Raw genomic sequence first — 18,376 nt, 5'->3', positions numbered from 1 at the left:
CTGCTCCCAAAGCACAGATGCAGCGCGCAAGGCCCATTGGCTCTTGAAAAAACGCCCATGCCTGCCGAGATAGGCAGCAACAGATGTAAAAAGGTTTCACATATGCCCGCACGCAATGACGCTGCCCTTGAATTCCTGCTGTCGCGCCGCTCGCGCCCGGCCAAAACGCTGGTCGCCCCGGCCCCCACGCGCGAGGAGCTGCGGCCGATCCTGACCGCCGCCGCCCGCACGCCGGATCACGGCAAGCTGGAGCCCTGGCGCTTTATCGTGGTGGAGAAACCCGCCATGGCACGGCTGGCCGCCCTGTGCGAGGACACCGGCACCCGGCTGGGCAAAAGCCCCGAGGACATCGCCAAGGGCCGCAGCCAGTTCGACCTGGGCCAGCTTGCCGTGGCCGTGGTCGAGGTGCAGACCGACAGCCCCAAGGTGCCCGCCATCGAGCAAAGCTACTCCGCCGGCGCGGTGTGCCTGTCGCTGCTCAACGCGGCGCTGGCGGCCGGCTGGGGCGCCAACTGGCTCAGCGGCTGGGCCAGCCATGACCGCGGCTTCTGCGAGGCCGCCTTTGGCCTGGCAGAGAATGAGCGCATTGCCGGCCTCATCCACATCGCCACCGAAAGCTCCGCCCCGCCCGAGCGCCCGCGCCCGGACCTTGACGCAATCACCACCTGGATGAGCGCATGATCTTCACCGCCTTTTTCAAGACCCTCGGCCAGACCGGCGACCCGCGCTTCCGCAAGGTGCTGTTTCTGGGGCTGGGCCTGACCGTCGCCCTGCTGATCGCCGCCTATGCTGGGTTTCTAGTGCTGATCCAGTGGCTGGTCGGCCCCGAAGCGACGGTGCCGGTTCTGGGCGAGATCACCTGGCTCGATGATCTCCTGTCCATCGGCTCGCTGTTCCTCATGCTGCTGCTGTCGGTCTTCCTGATGGTGCCGGTAGCCTCGGCGATCACCTCGATGTTCCTGGACGAGGTGGCGCAGGCAGTGGAGGACAAGCACTACCCCGCCCTGCCGCCCGCGGCCAAGGTGCCGTTCTGGGATGCGGTCAAGGACACGGTGAACTTCCTCGGCCTGCTGATCGGGGCCAATATCCTGGCGCTGTTCCTCTATGTGCTGTTTCCGCCTGCGGCGGTGTTCATCTTCTGGGGGCTGAACGGCTTTTTGCTGGGGCGTGAATATTTCACCCTCGCCGCCGCCCGCCGGGTGGGCACGGCGGAGGCAAAGAAGCTGCGCCGCCGCCATGCCACCACGATCTGGGCGGCCGGCACGCTGATGGCGATGCCGCTGTCGGTGCCGCTGGTGAACCTGGTGGTCCCGATCCTTGGGGCCGCAACCTTCACCCACCTCTACCACGCGCTGGCCCGCAGATAAGACGGGCCGCGCGCCCCGGCCGCAGCCGGGTCAAGGCCGGCTTGAGCCGCCGCGCGGCACGCGCGGTTCAGCCTTGACGCGGCGGAGGACGGAATACACTGGAAATGGCGCCTTGAGGGGCAGACCTGCCCCTTAAGCGCTTTTCAGCAAGCTTTCCATCATCAAAACCGGAACCCTGCCCCGCCCCAGCCCGCCTGGGCTGGCCGCAACCGCGCCGCGCGCCAGCGCGGCGCCACGCCCAACCGGCACGCAGGCATGCCAATGCCTCCCGGCCGGGCGGGAGATCTTCTTCCATTTTAGAAAAGGAAAACCGCGGCCTCACTCCCGCTCGGGCAGCATGCCCATCCAGTCGAAGTCCCGCACCGAGATCACGCCGGAAAAGATGACGCCGGCAACAATCGCCCAGATCACCGCAGCCACCCCGGTGGTGATCCAGGCTTTCTGCTTCAGGTAATGGTTCTCGGGCGCGCCCGCATGGGTGCCAGGCACCACGTCGCCCTTGTCGCCCTGGGTTTCCAGCCGGATCGGAATGACCACCAGAAAGGTCATGAACCAGATCACCGCATACAATACGATCGCTGATGTAATGCCCATGGCTCCGGCTCCTCTGGTTTGCCCTGCCCCGCAGCCGGGGCAGGACGCTCATAGCGTCAAACTTCCTCGAGTTCCACCAGGCAGCCGTTGAAATCCTTGGGATGCAGGAACAGCACCGGCTTGCCATGGGCACCGATCTTCGGCTCGCCCGTGCCCAGCACCCGCGCGCCTTGCGCTTTCAGATGGTCACGCGCCGCCAGGATGTCCTCCACCTCATAGCATACATGGTGGATGCCGCCTGCCGGGTTCTTCTCCAGGAAGCCGTTGATCGGCGAGTTCTCCCCCAGGGGATACAGCAGCTCGATCTTGGTGTTGGGCAGTTCGATGAACACCACGGTCACCCCGTGGTCCGGCTCATCCTGCGGCTCCCCCACCTTGGCGCCCAGCGCGTTGCGGTACTGGGCCGAGGCTGCCTCCAGGTCCGGGACAGCAATGGCAACATGGTTCAGACGGCCAATCATCTTTGGTGTGCTCCTCTCACAATCTTTCCTCGCATCCGGTTATGCGGCGGATGCTGCGCCGCGGCAAGTGCGCCATTGCGCACGGGGGCCTCCGGACGCGGCAGCGCACGCGCTGTTAACCGGGTGTTAGCCTAGAGTTCCTAGCGTCGGTCCATATCCCGCAAGGAGGATACGTTATGGACGATTCGGAACTGTTTGCTGCCGCTCAACGCCTGCCCACCACCCGGCGCCCGCTGCTGGGGCTGACCATTCTGGTTGTCGAGGACAGCCGCTTTGCCTGCGAGGCGCTGCGGCTCCTCTGCCTGCGCAGCGGTGCCCGCATCCGCCGGGCCGATTGCCTGAAATCCGCCCGCCGCCACCTGCAGGTCTACCGCCCCTCCGTGCTGATTGCCGATGTCGGGCTGCCGGACGGCTCCGGTCTCGACCTCATCCGCGAACTGGCGGGGGCCAGCCCGCGCCCCAGCGTGATCCTGGCCACCTCCGGCGACCCCACGCTGGAAGCCGCTGCGATTGAGGCCGGCGCTGCCGGCTTCCTGGAAAAGCCGATCACATCGCTGGCCGCCTTCCAGCAGGCGATCCTGTCGAACCTTCCCGCCGACCGCCAGCTGGCCGGCCCGCGCGCCCTGGATGACGAGACGGTAGAGCCAGACTTGCTAGCTTACCGGGACGACATGGCGCACGCCGCGGACGTGCTCAGCATGTCGCAGGAAGAAAAAACCCTGGCCTATCTGGCGCAGTTCCTGGGCGGCGTCGCCCGCAGCGCCGGCGACCGGCCGCTTGCGGATGCGGCAGACCGGCTGGACAGCGCCCGGCAAAAAGGCAAGCCGCTTTCGCAGGATACCGCCACACTGGCCGGCCTGGTTCAGGAACGGCTCGACCGCCGCGCGGCGATCTGACATGGCAGAGGTTTTCCTGATCACGCTCGCCACGCTGGTCATCGTGCTGTACGGGCAGACCCGGCTCGACGCGCGGGCAATCCGCCGCAACCGCGGTCAGACGGACAACCGCCCGCTGATCATCAGTCAGCCAAAACGCTGACCGGGATCCGCCCGCCGGGCTTTCTCTGGCTCTGCCGGCCGCGGTTTAAATTGCCATGCAGTTGCCGATGCAACAAAGCGCCCCTGGCGCTGGCGTCCCGGTTTTCCCCCTGCGCCGCCTTGGTCCCCAGCAAACCCCGGATCGTCAGCCCAGACGTCCCGTTCCATGCACCGCCCCTGCAGCAACGCAGGCGAACCGGCAGTTCGATTCCCCGGCAGCATGGTGACGTCCTGAGACCCTAAGTCCAGCCAAACGCCCGCTACGCCGCCGCTTCCACCGATTGGATTGCGCGCAGGTTGTTGCGGCCCCGCGTCCGCCGCCCATTTCTGCCAGCAGATCATGCGCCGACTGAGCGATCTTTCTACCAGCCCTTTCCGGTCCTCTCCCGCGCCCGCAGCTGCGCGGCCAAGGCCGCACCGCTTGGCGGCCTTGGGCCCGGCACCGCCTTCGGGCGGTGCCGGGCCCAACGGCTCAGGTCATTCCGCGAATGATCTGAGCGGGCGGGAGCAGCCGGCTGCTATGCCGGACGCACCGGGCAGCGGAGTACACGCCCGCAGCCGGAGCGGGTCACCTATGTCAGCGGCGCGGGAAGACCCGGCAACCGGCCGCTACAGCAGCAGTCCCGGATCGTCCTCCATCGCAAGCCCCGGGAACACTGCCGCTTCAAGCCCGCTTCTCTGCGCGCCTGCAAGCCCGTGCAGCAGCCAGGCGAGGTAGCGGCGCACGTCCGCGGTCGGCATCAGGTCGCGCCGGTCATAAAGGTCGGCCTCCGCCAGCCCCGGCCAGCGCCCCAGCACCCGGCCGCCGCGGACAGCGCCGCCCGCCAGCAGCATCGCGCCGCCAGTGCCGTGGTCGGTGCCGCCGGTGCCGTTCTCCCGCACGGTGCGCCCGAATTCTGTCACCGCCGCAACAGCGGTCTTGCCCCATATCTCCGGCCCTACGCCGTTTTGCAGCTCCAGAACCGTATCGGCCAGCCGCCCCAGCGCTGCCTTCAGACCGCCCGCCTGGCGGTAATGCGTGTCCCAGCCGTTTATCGAGAACGCCGCAATCCGGCTGTCGCCCCGCAGCTGTTCGGCGGCATAGGCGGCAACGGCGGTGTGCGCCTTGCCCTTCGGCGTCTTCATCATCTCCATCATGCCGCTGTCCGCGCTGCCGCCGCCATCTTCAAGACCCAGGGACATGTCCTGACGGGTCAGCTCCAGCGCCTCATTCAGCGCCGCGTGGAACAGCGGGTCGTCCTCCATCAAAAGCGCTGCCAGCCGCTCCGCCTGCGGGCTCATCGCCAGCCCGGCCCCGGGCGCCCATTGCGACACCGGCGCGGCGCCCTCCAGCAGCAGCATCCGCTCCTGGCCGATGGCAAAGGCGGTGCGCGCATCTGTCCCCGGCGTCTGCTGCAGCAGCCGGTTCAGCCAGCCGTCCCGCGCCTCGCCCAGCCCGGCGGTGCCCGCCTCCAGCAAGTCCTGCCCGTCGAAGTGGCTGCGCCGGTCGCGATAGGGTGTGGAGACCGCGTGCACAAATCCAAGCTCACCCTTGCGCCACAGCGGCAGCAGCGGCGCCAGCGCCGGGTGCAGGGCGTAAAAGCCGTCAAGATCGGCAGCCCCGGCGGCGGGCCCGCCTGACAGGGTCTGCCGCAGCCCGGCAAACTGCGGGTCGCCATAGGGCTGCACCACGTCCAGCGCGTCCATGCCGCCGCGCAGGATAATCACCACCAGCCGCGTGTCCCAAGGGGCGGCTGCAAAACTGACTGGCGTGACCAGCGGGCTGGCCGCCAGCGAACAGCCCAGCAGGGCGGAGCGGGTCAGGAGAGATCGGCGGGTCAGCTGCATCGGATGGCCTCCTGCTAGCGGCGCTGAAAGGCGGGAGAGGACAGGATGAGCCCGACCGCCTCGGCTTCGGTTTCAGCGGCGCGGGCGGCAAAAATCACCCGCTCATTGGCAAAGCCGCCCAGTGCCGCAGAGGCAAAGCCGCGCGGATCGGGCAGCGGCTGCGCAAGCCGCCGCGGGGCCGCCATCGCCCAGCGCAGACGGGCGGCCAGAGCCTGCGGCGTCACCCAGGCGGCGTCATCCTCCGGCCAGCCGTCCGGCCCGCCGGAAAACTCCCAGCGCTGTCCCATCGGCGTCAGCGGCGCCAGCAGCAAACGGTTCACCTGTCCCGGCCTGAATCCCGCAATCCGCGCTTCAGGCACCGCCAGCGCCCGGCAGGCCGATGCCACATAATCAAACGGCGGCTTCACGTTGCGCAGCTGCGGCTCCCAGGCGGCCGGATGCTCCAGCAGCGCCGCATAGACCTGCATGAGGTCGCCGCCGCTGTCCTGAAACCGCGCTGCCACATGGGACACCAGCGCCGGATCCGGCGTGTCGGAGACGAAATGCACAGCCAGCTTGCGGGCGATATGCTGCGCGGTGACGGGATGGCGGGCCAGATCGCGCAGCGCGCTCAGAACCTGCTCCAGCTGCGGCTTGCCGCCGCCGTAGGTGTTCCCCAGCACGGTTTCCGCCCCCGGCTCCGCCATCCCTGGGTGAAAGACAAACTGGGCTTCCTTGGACACGGTCAGACCGGTGAACAGTTCCGCAAGCTGGCGCACATCGGTCTGGCTGTAGGGTCCGTCCACCCCCAGCGTGTGCAGTTCCAGCACCTCCCGGGCCAGGTTTTCATTCAGCCCGCTCAGCCGCTTGCGCCGCGCGGCGGCCCGGCTGCCCGGCCCGGCAGAGCGGTTCTGGTCCAGGTACATCAGCATCAGCGGGCTGGTGGCAGCGGCGATCAGCAAATCCTCGAAACGGCCGCTGAGATGCGGCCGGATCACGCTCTCGGCATAGGGCGCGGCCAGCACCCGGGTCGCTCCCGATTTCCCTTGCGCGGTGAAATGGTCGGCCCAGAACAGCACCAGCCGTTCGCGGAACCCGTCGCGGGTATGGACATGGCGCAGCAGCCGCTGGCCGTGCCATCCGAACCGGGTGTGGTTCTGCAACCGGCGGAAGTCCTTGAACGCCTTGTCCGCGGCCTCATAGCCAGGCTTGCCGTCTTGCCGCTTGCGCTTCCGCCGCAGCCGCCGGTAAGTCGCAGCGCCCGAGACCGCGTCTTCCAAAGGGGTGACCGGAAACCGCTGCGCCATTTCGTCAGGGCCCCGCAGGCGGCTGAGCATCTCATCCGCCGATGCCGGAGGCGCAACCGCCGGCGACAGCCCGGCGCCAAAGCGGATCTCGGCCAAGTCTCCGTCAAATTGCATCGCCCTGCTCTCTCCTTGCACTGCCGGCCCTGCACAGCCGCCCTGCCCGCAGGTTAGAGCATTGCCGCCCTGCCCCACAGCTGATTTTCAGGTGATACGCGGTTCATCGCGGTTTCCGTCGCCTGCCCGGCGGAATTCCGGCAGAGCGATTCCCCGCGCATCGCGCACGCCGGATTTCCCGGAAAACTCTGCACCAGCACGGCGGCAAAAGAAAAGGCCCGGGCAAAAACCCGGGCCTCCGTCAAACAGTGAAAGCTGTTTACTGATCCTGCGGGATCACGCGCAGGCCCAGTTCCATCAGCTGTTCGGCCATCGGCTCAGACGGCGCAGCCATCATCAGGTCTTCGGCGCGCTGGTTCATCGGGAACATGATGACCTCGCGGATGTTGGCCTCATCGGCCAGCAGCATCACCATGCGGTCGATACCGGCCGCACAGCCGCCGTGCGGCGGGGCGCCGTACTGGAAGGCGTTGACCATGCCGCCAAAGCGCTTGCGCACTTCTTCCTCGCCGTAACCGGCGATTTCAAAGGCCTTGAACATGATTTCCGGCTTGTGGTTCCGGATCGCGCCGGAGACCAGCTCATAGCCGTTGCAGGCCAGGTCGTACTGATAGCCGGTCACGGCCAGCGGATCGCCTTGCAGCGCGTCCATCCCGCCCTTCGGCATCGAGAACGGGTTGTGGTCGAAGTCCAGCTTGCCGCTCTCCTCGTCCTCCTGGTAGATCGGGAAATCCACGATCCAGGCAAAGGCAAAGCGGTCCTGCTCGGTCAGGCCCAGCTCCTCGCCGATCACGTTGCGCGCCTTGCCCGCCACGGTCTGGAAGGTCTTGGGCTTGCCGCCCAGGAAGAAGGCGGCATCGCCCACGCCCAGTTCCAGCTGCTGGCGGATCGCCTCGGTGCGCTCGGGGCCGATGTTCTTGGCCAGCGGGCCCGCGGCTTCCATGCCGTCCGCGCCCTCGCGCCAGAAGATGTAGCCCATGCCCGGCAGGCCCTCTTTCTGGGCGAATGCGTTCATCCGGTCGCAGAACTTGCGGGAGCCGCCGGTGGGCGCCGGGATGGCGCGGATTTCGGTGCCTTCCTGCTCCAGCAGCTTGGCGAAGATCGCAAAGCCCGAGCCGCGGAAGTGGTCGGAGACCACCTGCATCTTGATCGGGTTACGCAGGTCCGGCTTGTCGGTGCCATACCACAGCGCCGCGTCCTTATAGGAGATCTGCGGCCAGGTCTGATCCACCTTGCGGCCGCCGCCGAACTCCTCGAATACGCCTTTCATCACCGGCTCGATGGTGTCGAACACGTCCTGCTGGGTGACAAAGGACATCTCCATGTCGAGCTGGTAGAAGTCGGTCGGCGAGCGGTCGGCGCGCGGGTCCTCGTCGCGGAAGCAGGGCGCGATCTGGAAATACTTGTCAAAGCCCGAGACCATCATCAGCTGCTTGAACTGCTGCGGCGCCTGCGGCAAGGCGTAGAACTTGCCCGGGTGCAGACGCGACGGCACCAGGAAGTCGCGCGCGCCCTCAGGCGAAGAGGCGGTGATGATCGGGGTCTGGTATTCGTTGAAGCCGATGTCCCACATGCGGCGGCGGATCGAGGCCACCATGTTGGAGCGCAGCAGCATGTTCTTCTGCATCTTCTCGCGGCGCAGGTCCAGATAGCGGTAGCGCAGGCGGGTTTCCTCCGGGTATTCCTGATCGCCGAACACCATCAGCGGCAGTTCCTCGGATTTGCCCAGCACTTCGATGTCGCGGATGAAGACCTCAACCTCGCCGGTCGGGATCTTGGGGTTCACCAGGCTTTCGTCGCGTGCCTTCACTTCGCCGTCGATGCGGATGCACCATTCGCTGCGGACCTTTTCGATTTCGGCAAACACCGGGCTGTCCGGATCGGCCATGACCTGGGTCATGCCGTAATGGTCGCGCAGGTCGATGAACAGCAGGCCGCCGTGGTCGCGGACGCGGTGGACCCAGCCCGACAGGCGGACGGTTTCACCCACGTTGGATTTGTTCAGTTCGGCGCAGGTATGGCTGCGGTAAGCGTGCATCGGTTGACCTTTCGTTATACCGGTCTTGTGCCCGGGCGGGCCGTCGTTCGGGAGATGCGCACGGAAACGGCGCGGAATTCGTCCGGGGTGGTACACAAGTTTGCGGCTCAGTTGTCAAGCAAACAGGGCCATTTCCGCCCCGGCAGAGGCCCGGTTTTTGCCGGTTCCGCCTGCTGACGGCGTCAAGGCTCCCGCCCCTTGCCCGCCCCGCCGCTGCGCGGCCCGGCGGCAAGCGTTGGGCCCGGCGCCCCGCCAGCGGCGGGGCGCCGGGGGCGTTTCGCGGCAACCGCAGCGCGCCGCAGGCGCGCTGCCGGGTCCAAGGGCAAGCGGCGCCTGGCGCCAGCCAGGCGCCGCGCGTCCGCGGGAGCGCTCCGCCGCTACACAATCCGGGCCGGGATCAGCCCGCGCAGGGAATTGCCCATGTGGAGGGCTTGCGCGTTCTGCAGGTCGTCGAGGCTAAGCACAGCTTCCACGCACCGGCCGCTTTCCAGCATCACCTGCCGCAGAACACCCGGCAGCAGGCCGCAGCTCAGCGGCGGTGTCACCATCTGCCCGTCCTGGCGGGTTACGAAAAGATTGGTGATGGTGCCCTCGCAGACCTCGCCGCGCTCGTTCAGGAACAGCAGCTCGTCCACCCCGTCAGGCAGGTTTGCCCGCGCCTCGTCGTATAGCGCGCGGCGGGTGGTCTTATGCTGCAGCCAGAGGTCCCCGGCCTCCAGCCGGGTATCCGCGATGCCCAGCCGCCATTCGGCAGGCGTGCCACCCAGCAGCGCCGTCGTCAGGTCAAGCCGGCCGTCCGCATCCAAGGTCAAGCGGCAGCGCAACGGCGCATCGCCTGCGGCTTCCGCCAGCATCACCCGCGCCTGCTCAGGATCAAACGGAATCCCGAAAACCCCAGCGCTGCGCCCCATCCGGGCCAGATGCAGCGGCAGATGCCGGAACCCCTCGCCCGGGTGCCAGCCCAGCGTTTCGATCAGGCGGAAAGCGGGATCGTTCTGGAGGGCGTCACGCGGGCGAACCGGGCTTTCCATAGCGCTTCCTCATATTCCGATTCCGCGGTGCTGTCCCAGACCACGCCGCCGCCCACGTTGAGCGTCGCGCGGCCCGCTTCCAGCATCAGCGTGCGGATGGCAACGTTGAACTCCGACGATCCGTCCGGCGCCGCCCAGCCGATGGTGCCGCAGTAGATGTCACGCGGCCAGGGTTCCAGCTCCGCCAGGATCTCCATCGACCGGATCTTGGGTGCGCCGGTGATGGAGCCGCAGGGGAACAATGCGGCAAAAATCTCTGCCAGCCCCGCATCGGGCCGCAGCTTCGCCCGCACCAGCGACACCATCTGATGCACGGTGGCATAGCTTTCGACCGCAAACAGCTCCGGCACATGCACCGAGCCGGTCTGCGCCACCCGGCTGATGTCGTTGCGCAGCAGATCGACGATCATCAGGTTCTCGGCGCGGTTCTTCTCATCCTGGCGCAGGAAGTCGCGGCGGCGGGCGTCCTCCACCGGATCGTCGCTGCGCGGTTGGGTGCCCTTCATCGGGCGGGTCTCGATGACGCCATCCGCACCGGTGCGGAAGAACAGCTCCGGCGAGCGCGACAGCAGGTCCGGCAGGCCGTCCTGCTGGACCAGCGCGCCGTGGCCCACAGCCTGCCGGGCCTGCAGCGCGGCATAGAGCTCCTCAGTGGTGCCATAGGCCGCGGCGTCAATCGGGAAGGTCAGGTTGGCCTGATAGATGTCGCCCTTGCCGATATTGCGGTTCACCTCGGTGAAGGCCTCGGCGTAGCGCTCATAGCTCCATCGGGGCGTGATGCTTTCCAATCCTGCATCGCCCGGCGGAACGCCGGGCAGCGCCCGTCCGCCCACCTGGGCGGGCGCTATCGCTTCCGCCCGCGGCCGGGCGCCGCCCTCAGTGGCAAACTGGGACGGCTCCGCATAAACCCCAAAGCAGATCAGCGGCAGCCGCCGCCCTTCGGGCATCCGCCCGGCCAGCTTCGTCTCCAGCGCATAGCCCAGCTCATAAGAGGCATAGCCCGCCAGCCAATGCCCGGCATCGCGCGCCGCATCCAGCGCGCCCAGTGCAGCGGGCACCTCTTCCGGGCCGTCCGCGCGGATCACGCGCAGCGGCTGGTCGAAACACGTGCCGGCCCCCTTGGGCCCCTGATCAAAGCGAATCCGCACCGCAATTGACTCCCCGAGGTCTTGGCCCCCACATATATCTGTTCGCTATGCGAACAAAAGGGGCGGATGCGGCATTTTCAAATCCGTTTCCGATCCCCCTTGAACCTTTCGGCGCGGTCCCTATAACGCAGGACAATTTGGGCGCACGATGGCGCCCCTGATTCAAAGCTGCCCGCGCGTCAACCAAAGGAATATGGCCATGCCCAAAAGAACCGACATCCAGTCGATCATGATCATCGGAGCCGGTCCGATCGTCATCGGGCAGGCCTGCGAGTTTGACTACTCCGGCGCCCAGGCCTGTAAAGCGCTGCGCGAAGAGGGCTACCGGGTGATCCTGGTCAACTCCAACCCGGCCACCATCATGACCGACCCGGGCCTGGCCGACGCCACCTATATCGAGCCGATCACCCCCGAAGTGGTTGCCAAGATCATCGAGAAAGAACGCCCCGACGCGCTGCTGCCGACCATGGGCGGGCAGACCGGCCTCAACACCTCGCTGGCGCTGGAAGAGATGGGCGTGCTGGAGAAATTCGGCGTTGAGATGATCGGCGCCAAGCGCGACGCCATTGAGATGGCCGAAGACCGCAAGCTGTTCCGGGAAGCGATGGACCGCCTGGGCATTGAGAACCCCAAGGCCACCATCGTCACTGCGCCCAAGCGGGAAAACGGCACCGCCGACCTGGAGGAAGGCGTCCGCATCGCACTGGAAGCGCTGGATGAAATCGGCCTGCCCGCGATCATCCGCCCCGCCTTCACCCTCGGCGGCACCGGCGGCGGCGTGGCGTACAACCGCGACGACTACATCCACTTCTGCCGCTCCGGCATGGATGCCTCGCCTGTGAACCAGATCCTGGTCGACGAGAGCCTGCTGGGCTGGAAGGAATACGAGATGGAAGTGGTCCGCGACAAGGCGGACAACGCGATCATCGTCTGCTCCATCGAAAACGTCGATCCGATGGGCGTCCACACCGGCGACTCGATCACCGTGGCCCCGGCGCTGACGCTGACCGACAAAGAATACCAGATCATGCGCACCCACTCGATCAACGTGCTGCGCGAGATCGGCGTGGAAACCGGCGGCTCCAACGTGCAATGGGCGGTGAACCCCGCCGACGGCCGCATGGTGGTGATCGAGATGAACCCGCGCGTCAGCCGCTCCTCCGCGCTGGCCTCAAAGGCGACCGGCTTCCCGATTGCCAAGATCGCGGCCAAGCTGGCGGTCGGCTACACGCTGGACGAGCTGGACAACGACATCACCAAGGTGACGCCCGCGTCGTTCGAGCCGACCATCGACTATGTTGTCACCAAGATCCCGAAATTCGCATTCGAGAAATTCCCGGGTTCCGAACCCTACCTGACCACCGCGATGAAATCGGTGGGTGAGGCGATGGCCATCGGCCGCACCATCCATGAATCGCTGCAAAAGGCGCTGGCCTCGATGGAATCGGGCCTCACCGGGTTTGACGAGGTGATGATCGACGGCGTCGGCGCCGGCCCGTGGGAACCCGCAGGCGACACCGCCGCGGTGATCAAGGCCATCGGCCAGCAAACCCCCGACCGGATGCGCACTATCGCCCAGGCGATGCGCCACGGCCTGTCTGATGACGAAATCCACGCGGTCACCAAGTTCGACCCCTGGTTCCTGGCCCGCATCCGCGAAATCGTCGAGGCCGAGGCTGAAATCCGCGAAAGCGGCCTGCCGTCTGATGAGGCCGGCCTGCGCGCGCTGAAAATGCTGGGCTTCACCGACGCCCGCCTCGCCAAGCTGACCGGCCAGAAAGAAGCTGACGTCCGCAAGGCCCGCCGCGCGGCCGGCGTCAACGCCGTGTTCAAGCGGATCGACACCTGCGCCGCCGAATTCGAGGCGCAGACCCCCTATATGTACTCGACCTACGAGACCCCGGCATTTGGCGACGTCGAATGCGAGGCGCGCCCCTCGGACAAGAAGAAAGTCGTCATCCTCGGCGGCGGCCCCAACCGGATCGGCCAGGGGATCGAGTTCGACTACTGCTGCTGCCACGCCTGCTTTGCGCTGACCGACGCGGGTTATGAAACCATCATGATCAACTGCAACCCGGAAACGGTGTCGACCGACTATGACACTTCGGACCGGCTGTATTTCGAACCGCTGACGTTCGAGCACGTGATGGAGATCCTGCGGGTCGAGCAGGACAACGGCACCCTGCACGGCGTCATCGTGCAGTTCGGCGGCCAGACCCCGCTGAAACTGGCGAACGCGCTGGAAGAGGAAGGCATCCCGATCCTGGGCACCTCCCCCGACGCCATCGACCTGGCCGAAGACCGCGAGCGCTTCCAGGCGCTGGTCAACAAGCTGGGCCTCAAGCAGCCCAAGAACGGCATCGCTTCCACCGACGAGCAGGCGCTGGAAATCGCAGGCGAAATCGGCTTCCCGCTTGTGATCCGCCCGTCCTATGTTCTGGGCGGCCGGGCGATGGAAATCGTCCGCGACATGGACCAGCTCAAGCGCTACATCGCCGAGGCGGTGGTGGTTTCCGGCGACAGCCCGGTTCTGCTGGACAGCTACCTGGCCGGCGCGGTGGAGCTGGACGTCGACGCACTATGCGACGGCAAGGACGTGCACGTCACCGGCATCATGCAGCACATCGAGGAAGCCGGTGTGCACTCCGGCGACTCTGCCTGCTCGCTGCCGCCCTACTCGCTTGAGAAGGACATGATCGAGCAGATCAAGGTCCAGACCAACGCCCTGGCGCTGGCGCTGAACGTGGTAGGCCTGATGAACGTCCAGTTCGCGATCAAGGACGGTGAGATCTACCTCATCGAGGTGAACCCGCGCGCCTCGCGCACCGTGCCGTTTGTCGCCAAGGCCACCGACAGCGCCATCGCCTCCATCGCCGCCCGCGTGATGGCAGGTGAGCCGTTGTCGAACTTCCCGCTGCGCCCGCCCTACGGACCGGACGCAGGCTATGACGTCAACACCCCGATCGCCGATCCGATGACCCTGGCCGACCCGGACATGCCCTGGTTCTCGGTCAAGGAAGCGGTGCTGCCGTTCGCCCGCTTCCCGGGCGTCGACACCATCCTCGGCCCGGAAATGCGCTCCACCGGCGAAGTCATGGGCTGGGACCGCTCCTTTGCCCGCGCCTTCCTCAAGGCGCAGATGGGCGCCGGCATGGTGCTGCCGTCCAAGGGCCGCGCCTTCATCTCGATCAAGGACGCCGACAAGGGCCAACTGATGCTGGAAGCGGCGCAGATCCTTGTGGAACAGGGCTTTACTCTGGTCGCAACCCGCGGCACCCAGACCTGGCTCGAAGACCAGGGCGTGGCCTGCGAGCTGGTGAACAAGGTCTATGAGGGCCGCCCGCACGTGGTCGACATGCTCAAGGACGGCGACGTCCAGCTGCTGATGAACACCACCGAGGGCGCGCAAGCTGTTGAGGACAGCAAGGAAATGCGCTCCGTCGCGCTCTATGACAAGATCCCCTATTTCACCACCGCGGCCGGCGCCAACGCGGCTGCCCGCGCGATCAAGGCCCAGGCCGAAGGGGACGTCGAGGTAAAGAGTCTGCAGGGCTGAGCAAGGCCCGACGGCTTATAAGACGAACACAGCAAAGCCCCGGGAACTCCCGGGGCTTTTTCTTGCGGCGCGGGTCTGGGAAGTTCACCCCGCCTGACGCATCAGCCTTTGCAGCGAGTGGTCCAGCGGGGCTGCCAGCGACACGCCTTTGCCGCCCAGCTGCGCCTTGGAGGAAATCACTGAGACCAGCCGCGGCGCACGGCCAGGGCGTGTCTGCAGCACCGGCGAGCCGGACGCCCCGAGACCAACCCGGCACGAGGTGATCAGCGAGCTTTGGCGTGCCACCAGCACCTGGCAGGCGGTCTGCAGCCGGGGCGATCTGGCGTTGCGGTGGGAATAGGACATCACGTCCACCCGTTCCCCCCGCTCCGGAGCGCCGGCCAGCGCCAGCGGGCGCACCACATCGGCGCTGATCGGCCGCTCCAGCCGCAGCACGGCAATATCGGTGCTGGTCTGGAACTGCCCGGTCCGCCCATGCTGGTATCCCGCGTGGATCGCCACCTTGGATACTCTGCGCGCGGCCTTCGACTGGCGGCCGTTGAGGCCCGCCTCAAACTCGACGCTCCGCGGATTGACCGCGCGGCCGGTGCGGATGTCGTACATGCAATGCGCAGCGGTCAGCACCATGTCCGGAGCAATCAGGCTCGCTGTGCACATGCTTCGCCCGCCGATGTTCAACCGGCCCACCGCCTCCCATCCGGGGACGGACTGCACCGGCGCCCGCTGCCCGTCTGCGGCGGCAGCTCCGGCACCAAAACTCATCAATACAGCGGCGGCAATTCCTAGAAATCGTCTCATGACCCACTCCATTTTCCCACACCGGCATGGTGCGTGAGTCCTGAGGCTTGAATGCGGCTTGCTGCGGTGCCGCGCGGGCAGAAACATGGGCAGAATGCGACAGGATTAACAGAAGGTTAAAACCCGCCCCGCGTGCATCGGCCACGGTGGGGAAACCCCTTATTTTCTTAACACCCCTCTCCGGTTTTCCTAAAATGCAGGTCAAATCACTGGAAAACCTTATGGTTTTCGTTAGGAAGACAGGCGGCAATTTCCCCTGATTTCGCGGGAAAACTGCGTTTAGCGGTAACTTCGCGGCCCAAATGCGGCACAAATGAGCCTTAACAAATGCCTAAATCCAAGGTCCGGCGCGGCCCGAGTCTTTAACAGCACAGCGCGCCGTGCCGGCAGCGCAATCCGCGCGTGTTCCCGCTTGTGAGAGACGTCGGCACTTGCCGCGGTTGCAGCGGCAGGGCAGTGTTCGCGGCAACTGTAATACACATAGAAGGAGCCCCCGGATGCGGCTACCCCTGCTTGTCACTGCGCTGCTGATGCTCGCCGCCTGCGATGTCCCGCTGATACCGCTGATCTGACACGCAATAAGCCCCGGCAGCAGCGCCGGGGCTTCTTTTTGACTTGGGGCCAATCCTGCCAGGGTTACTTCTGCGACACGCGCTTGTGCACCTCTTCGGCGCTTTCCACCCGTTCCGAGTAGCGGTCGACCAGATAGTCCTTGCGCCCCCGCACCAGCCAGGTGAATTTCACCAGCTCCTCCATCACGTCCACCAGACGGCGGTAGTACGGGCCTTCCGGCAGCCGCCCGCCCTCGCTGAATTCCAGCCAGGCCTTGGGGATCGAACTTTGGTTCGGGATCGTCACCATCCGCATCCAGCGGCCGAGGATGCGCATCTGATTGACCGCGTTGAAGCTTTGCGATCCGCCCGAGACCTGCATCACCGCCAGCGTCTTGCCTTGCGTGGTGCGGATGCCCCCCTGCAGCGACAGCGGCAGCCAGTCGATCTGCAGCTTCATGATGCCGGTCATCGCGCCGTGGCGCTCCGGGCTGGACCAGACCATACCCTCGGACCAGACCGCCAGATCGCGCAGCTCAGCCACCTTGGGATGCTCCGCCGCGCCCGCATCATCGGGCAAAGGCAGGCCGGAGGGGTCAAAGATCCGCGTCTCGCAGCCCAAGGCCTGCAGCACCCGCGCCGCCTCCTCCGCCGCCTTGCGGGAATAGCTCACCTCGCGCAGGCTGCCATACAGCAGCAGGATGCGCGGCGGATGGCGCGGATCGCCGGGCGCGGCCAGCGCGTCCACGTCAATCGGGTGCAATTCCCCTGCCGCAACCGCAGGCAGGCCGCTCAGATCAGGCGTGTCAGGCACTTTCTTCTTCCAGGTGCAGTTTCATGTCCAGCAGCACCTGCTGCAAAAGCACGGTTTCCCGCAAGAGCCGCTTGGCCTCATTGACGGTGATGATGCCGTCCTCGATCGCCGCCTGGTATTCGCTCATCAGCTGGGCAAACCGCTGGCTCAGCGCGATCACATCCGCATTCACCCCGCCGCTGCGGCCGGTCTCCTCGGCGGAGCCGTTGCCGTTGTAGGACAGCGTGATGTTCTTCAGGTCCGCCAGCGCAGAGGTCACATGCGGATAAGACGCCGCGCCTTCCAGCTTGGCCACCGCATCCACCGGCATGAACCGGTCCGTATGTTCGGCATTGTCCGAGTAATACCGTCCCAGCGTCGCCTTGGACTTGCCGGTAATCTGGCAGGCCGCTTCGATGCCGACATCCTTCACCAGCGCTTCGGTGTGCTTCTTCAGATACGTTCCGATTTCAGCCATATACATCCTACCTGGCTTGCCTGCCGCCCCCATGGGGAACGAACCGGTTAATTTCCCATTCCTGAGTTGTAGAGGAATTGCGATACCTTATCCATCCCTCAGGTTTTCAGGGATTTAGCGAGTGACATGGTGCGATTGGCATCTGTTGTCCGGTGCGAAGCGGGACGGGTGAGTGACGTCCCGCGGTAAGGGTAATTGGTCTGCCCGGAACTTGCGCCTTCCGGGGCTATTGGCGTTGGCCGTTACACGGGGTTTTGTTCCACCCCGGCCATGCCAGCCCCGGGGGGCCATCCCAGCTGATGCCGCTCTGCCGCTGCCGCGGAAAAACCTGCGCGAATCCGGTTTTCCCTCCGCCCCTGTGCGGGTAAACCCGCCGCCATGGCCAAGCTCTATTTCAATTACTCCACCATGAACGCGGGCAAGTCGACGGTGCTGCTGCAAGCCTCGCATAACTACCGCGAAAACCGCATGGACACCTACCTGCTGACAGCCCAGCTGGATGACCGGGCCGGCGCGGGCAGAATCGCCTCCCGCATCGGCATCGGCGAAGAGGCCGACATGTTCTCGGCCGGTGACGACCTGTACCAGCGCATCGAACAGCGTCTGGCCCGCGGCACGGTGGCGGCCATTTTCGTGGACGAGGCGCAATTCCTGGAGCCGGAGCAGGTCTGGCAGCTGGCCCGCGTTGTCGATGACCTGCGGGTGCCGGTGCTGGCTTACGGTCTGCGGGTGGATTTCCAGGGCAACCTGTTCCCCGGCTCCGCCACCCTGCTGGCGCTGGCGGACGAGATGCGCGAGGTGCGCACCATCTGCCACTGCGGCAAGAAGGCCACAATGGTGGTCCGCCAGGACGATCATGGCCGTGTCATGACCGAGGGCGACCAGGTACAGATCGGCGGCAACGAGACCTATGTCTCGCTGTGCCGCCGCCACTGGCGCGAGGCCGTCGGCAGCCGCTAGAGCACCACCGGTGCGGAACCCGGCCGGCACCGTCTGCGTTTTCCTCCTGTGCAACCTTTACTACAGGAGATCGTCATGACCGCACGGGATCCGCTCGCAGGCAAGCTGCGCTTTCACATGGCCAGCCTGGCAGGCGCCTGCATCGCAGGCGCCCTGATCATCGCTTCTTTCACCCTTGGCTACTACTCCTGGCAGTCCATTGCCGTCTGTGTCGCCGTCGCCGCCGTAACGGCCTGGCCCGCAGGCGCCTGGATGACCCGCAAGATCAAGAAGGACGACCCCGCCTGGGATCACCGCCGCGACGAGCCCCGCGATGATCCCAAGGACAGCTGACCGC

General features: G+C 66.1%; 17 protein-coding genes. 7 read left to right on the top strand and 10 right to left on the bottom strand.

The window, feature by feature from the left end; translation table 11 throughout:
- The first annotated feature begins 102 nt into the window (after window positions 1-102).
- A complete protein-coding gene (locus AC5STI_RS00825) occupies window positions 103-681 on the top strand; it encodes a nitroreductase family protein (RefSeq protein WP_495445241.1) in 579 nt (192 codons plus the stop codon).
- The gene (locus AC5STI_RS00820; RefSeq protein WP_495445240.1) at window positions 678-1,367 is read left to right on the top strand and encodes an EI24 domain-containing protein; all 690 of its coding nucleotides are present in this window, start codon (window positions 678-680) and stop codon (window positions 1,365-1,367) included. The genes AC5STI_RS00825 and AC5STI_RS00820 overlap by 4 nt, the downstream gene beginning before the upstream one ends.
- A gap of 318 nt (window positions 1,368-1,685) precedes the next feature.
- On the opposite strand, the gene AC5STI_RS00815 is transcribed toward AC5STI_RS00820, so the two are convergent.
- Together AC5STI_RS00815 and mce are read right to left on the bottom strand one after the other, a co-directional pair.
- The gene (locus AC5STI_RS00815) at window positions 1,686-1,961 is read right to left on the bottom strand and encodes a DUF1467 family protein (RefSeq protein ID WP_495445239.1); all 276 of its coding nucleotides are present in this window, start codon (window positions 1,959-1,961) and stop codon (window positions 1,686-1,688) included.
- A gap of 56 nt (window positions 1,962-2,017) precedes the next feature.
- Window positions 2,018-2,422 (bottom strand): methylmalonyl-CoA epimerase, encoded by a 405-nt coding sequence (gene mce / locus AC5STI_RS00810; RefSeq protein ID WP_008557322.1) that lies wholly within the window; start codon window positions 2,420-2,422, stop codon window positions 2,018-2,020.
- Between the two features lie 176 nt (window positions 2,423-2,598).
- Here mce and AC5STI_RS00805 point away from each other — a divergent pair, with 176 nt between their 5' ends.
- A complete protein-coding gene (locus AC5STI_RS00805; protein ID WP_475050716.1) occupies window positions 2,599-3,318 on the top strand; it encodes a response regulator in 720 nt (239 codons plus the stop codon).
- A gap of 1 nt (window position 3,319) precedes the next feature.
- The gene (locus AC5STI_RS00800; RefSeq protein WP_495445238.1) at window positions 3,320-3,460 is read left to right on the top strand and encodes a hypothetical protein; all 141 of its coding nucleotides are present in this window, start codon (window positions 3,320-3,322) and stop codon (window positions 3,458-3,460) included.
- A gap of 608 nt (window positions 3,461-4,068) precedes the next feature.
- Here the strand turns inward: AC5STI_RS00800 and AC5STI_RS00795 are convergent.
- From AC5STI_RS00795 to AC5STI_RS00775, 5 genes are all read right to left on the bottom strand, one after another.
- The gene (locus tag AC5STI_RS00795) at window positions 4,069-5,286 is read right to left on the bottom strand and encodes a DUF1501 domain-containing protein (protein ID WP_495445237.1); all 1,218 of its coding nucleotides are present in this window, start codon (window positions 5,284-5,286) and stop codon (window positions 4,069-4,071) included.
- 14 nt (window positions 5,287-5,300) lie between these two features.
- Window positions 5,301-6,686 (bottom strand): DUF1800 domain-containing protein, encoded by a 1,386-nt coding sequence (locus AC5STI_RS00790; protein WP_495445236.1) that lies wholly within the window; start codon window positions 6,684-6,686, stop codon window positions 5,301-5,303.
- Between the two features lie 259 nt (window positions 6,687-6,945).
- A complete protein-coding gene (gene aspS / locus AC5STI_RS00785) occupies window positions 6,946-8,724 on the bottom strand; it encodes an aspartate--tRNA ligase (protein WP_495445235.1) in 1,779 nt (592 codons plus the stop codon).
- A 377-nt stretch (window positions 8,725-9,101) separates the two neighbouring features.
- The gene (locus AC5STI_RS00780; protein ID WP_495445234.1) at window positions 9,102-9,755 is read right to left on the bottom strand and encodes an aminotransferase class IV family protein; all 654 of its coding nucleotides are present in this window, start codon (window positions 9,753-9,755) and stop codon (window positions 9,102-9,104) included.
- Window positions 9,698-10,903 carry an aminodeoxychorismate synthase component I gene (locus tag AC5STI_RS00775; protein WP_495445233.1) on the bottom strand — a complete coding sequence of 402 codons (1,206 nt, stop codon included), beginning with the start codon at window positions 10,901-10,903 and terminating at the stop codon, window positions 9,698-9,700. The genes AC5STI_RS00780 and AC5STI_RS00775 overlap by 58 nt, the downstream gene beginning before the upstream one ends.
- A gap of 199 nt (window positions 10,904-11,102) precedes the next feature.
- On the opposite strand from AC5STI_RS00775, the gene carB reads away from it, so the two are divergent.
- The gene (gene carB, locus AC5STI_RS00770) at window positions 11,103-14,459 is read left to right on the top strand and encodes a carbamoyl-phosphate synthase large subunit (protein ID WP_495445232.1); all 3,357 of its coding nucleotides are present in this window, start codon (window positions 11,103-11,105) and stop codon (window positions 14,457-14,459) included.
- Between the two features lie 84 nt (window positions 14,460-14,543).
- Here carB and AC5STI_RS00765 read toward each other — a convergent pair whose 3' ends face one another.
- The 3 genes from AC5STI_RS00765 to AC5STI_RS00755 form a co-directional block, all read right to left on the bottom strand.
- Entirely contained in the window at window positions 14,544-15,257 is a 714-nt protein-coding gene (locus AC5STI_RS00765) for a trypsin-like serine peptidase (RefSeq protein WP_495445231.1), read from the bottom strand.
- Window positions 15,258-15,893: 636 nt separating this feature from the next.
- Complete coding sequence (arsH, locus tag AC5STI_RS00760; RefSeq protein WP_495445230.1) at window positions 15,894-16,622, bottom strand: arsenical resistance protein ArsH; 729 nt, start codon at window positions 16,620-16,622, stop codon at window positions 15,894-15,896.
- Complete coding sequence (locus AC5STI_RS00755) at window positions 16,615-17,079, bottom strand: hypothetical protein (RefSeq protein WP_475050699.1); 465 nt, start codon at window positions 17,077-17,079, stop codon at window positions 16,615-16,617. The genes arsH and AC5STI_RS00755 overlap by 8 nt, the downstream gene beginning before the upstream one ends.
- A 378-nt stretch (window positions 17,080-17,457) precedes the next feature.
- Here AC5STI_RS00755 and AC5STI_RS00750 point away from each other — a divergent pair, with 378 nt between their 5' ends.
- Together AC5STI_RS00750 and AC5STI_RS00745 are read left to right on the top strand one after the other, a co-directional pair.
- The gene (locus AC5STI_RS00750) at window positions 17,458-18,039 is read left to right on the top strand and encodes a thymidine kinase (RefSeq protein WP_495445229.1); all 582 of its coding nucleotides are present in this window, start codon (window positions 17,458-17,460) and stop codon (window positions 18,037-18,039) included.
- Window positions 18,040-18,114: 75 nt separating this feature from the next.
- Window positions 18,115-18,372: a hypothetical protein gene (locus AC5STI_RS00745; protein ID WP_495445228.1), complete on the top strand. Its 258-nt coding sequence runs from the start codon at window positions 18,115-18,117 to the stop codon at window positions 18,370-18,372.
- The last annotated feature ends 4 nt before the right edge of the window (window positions 18,373-18,376 follow it).

The sequence above is a fragment of the Leisingera sp. CC-HEC096 genome, from assembly GCF_059429235.1.
This window is presented reverse-complemented; position numbering and strand designations above follow the sequence as displayed.

Excerpts from the sequence above, each read along its gene's own strand:
- AC5STI_RS00825 (WP_495445241.1), top strand. The coding sequence starts at position 103 with ATGCCCGCACGCAATGACGCTGCCCTTGAATTCCTGCTGTCGCGCCGC.
- AC5STI_RS00820 (WP_495445240.1), top strand. The coding sequence starts at position 678 with ATGATCTTCACCGCCTTTTTCAAGACCCTCGGCCAGACCGGCGACCCG.
- AC5STI_RS00815 (WP_495445239.1), bottom strand. The coding sequence starts at position 1,961 with ATGGGCATTACATCAGCGATCGTATTGTATGCGGTGATCTGGTTCATG.
- mce (WP_008557322.1), bottom strand. The coding sequence starts at position 2,422 with ATGATTGGCCGTCTGAACCATGTTGCCATTGCTGTCCCGGACCTGGAG.
- AC5STI_RS00805 (WP_475050716.1), top strand. The coding sequence starts at position 2,599 with ATGGACGATTCGGAACTGTTTGCTGCCGCTCAACGCCTGCCCACCACC.
- AC5STI_RS00800 (WP_495445238.1), top strand. The coding sequence starts at position 3,320 with ATGGCAGAGGTTTTCCTGATCACGCTCGCCACGCTGGTCATCGTGCTG.
- AC5STI_RS00795 (WP_495445237.1), bottom strand. The coding sequence starts at position 5,286 with ATGCAGCTGACCCGCCGATCTCTCCTGACCCGCTCCGCCCTGCTGGGC.
- AC5STI_RS00790 (WP_495445236.1), bottom strand. The coding sequence starts at position 6,686 with ATGCAATTTGACGGAGACTTGGCCGAGATCCGCTTTGGCGCCGGGCTG.
- aspS (WP_495445235.1), bottom strand. The coding sequence starts at position 8,724 with ATGCACGCTTACCGCAGCCATACCTGCGCCGAACTGAACAAATCCAAC.
- AC5STI_RS00780 (WP_495445234.1), bottom strand. The coding sequence starts at position 9,755 with ATGGAAAGCCCGGTTCGCCCGCGTGACGCCCTCCAGAACGATCCCGCT.
- carB (WP_495445232.1), top strand. The coding sequence starts at position 11,103 with ATGCCCAAAAGAACCGACATCCAGTCGATCATGATCATCGGAGCCGGT.
- AC5STI_RS00765 (WP_495445231.1), bottom strand. The coding sequence starts at position 15,257 with ATGAGACGATTTCTAGGAATTGCCGCCGCTGTATTGATGAGTTTTGGT.
- AC5STI_RS00755 (WP_475050699.1), bottom strand. The coding sequence starts at position 17,079 with ATGGCTGAAATCGGAACGTATCTGAAGAAGCACACCGAAGCGCTGGTG.
- AC5STI_RS00750 (WP_495445229.1), top strand. The coding sequence starts at position 17,458 with ATGGCCAAGCTCTATTTCAATTACTCCACCATGAACGCGGGCAAGTCG.
- AC5STI_RS00745 (WP_495445228.1), top strand. The coding sequence starts at position 18,115 with ATGACCGCACGGGATCCGCTCGCAGGCAAGCTGCGCTTTCACATGGCC.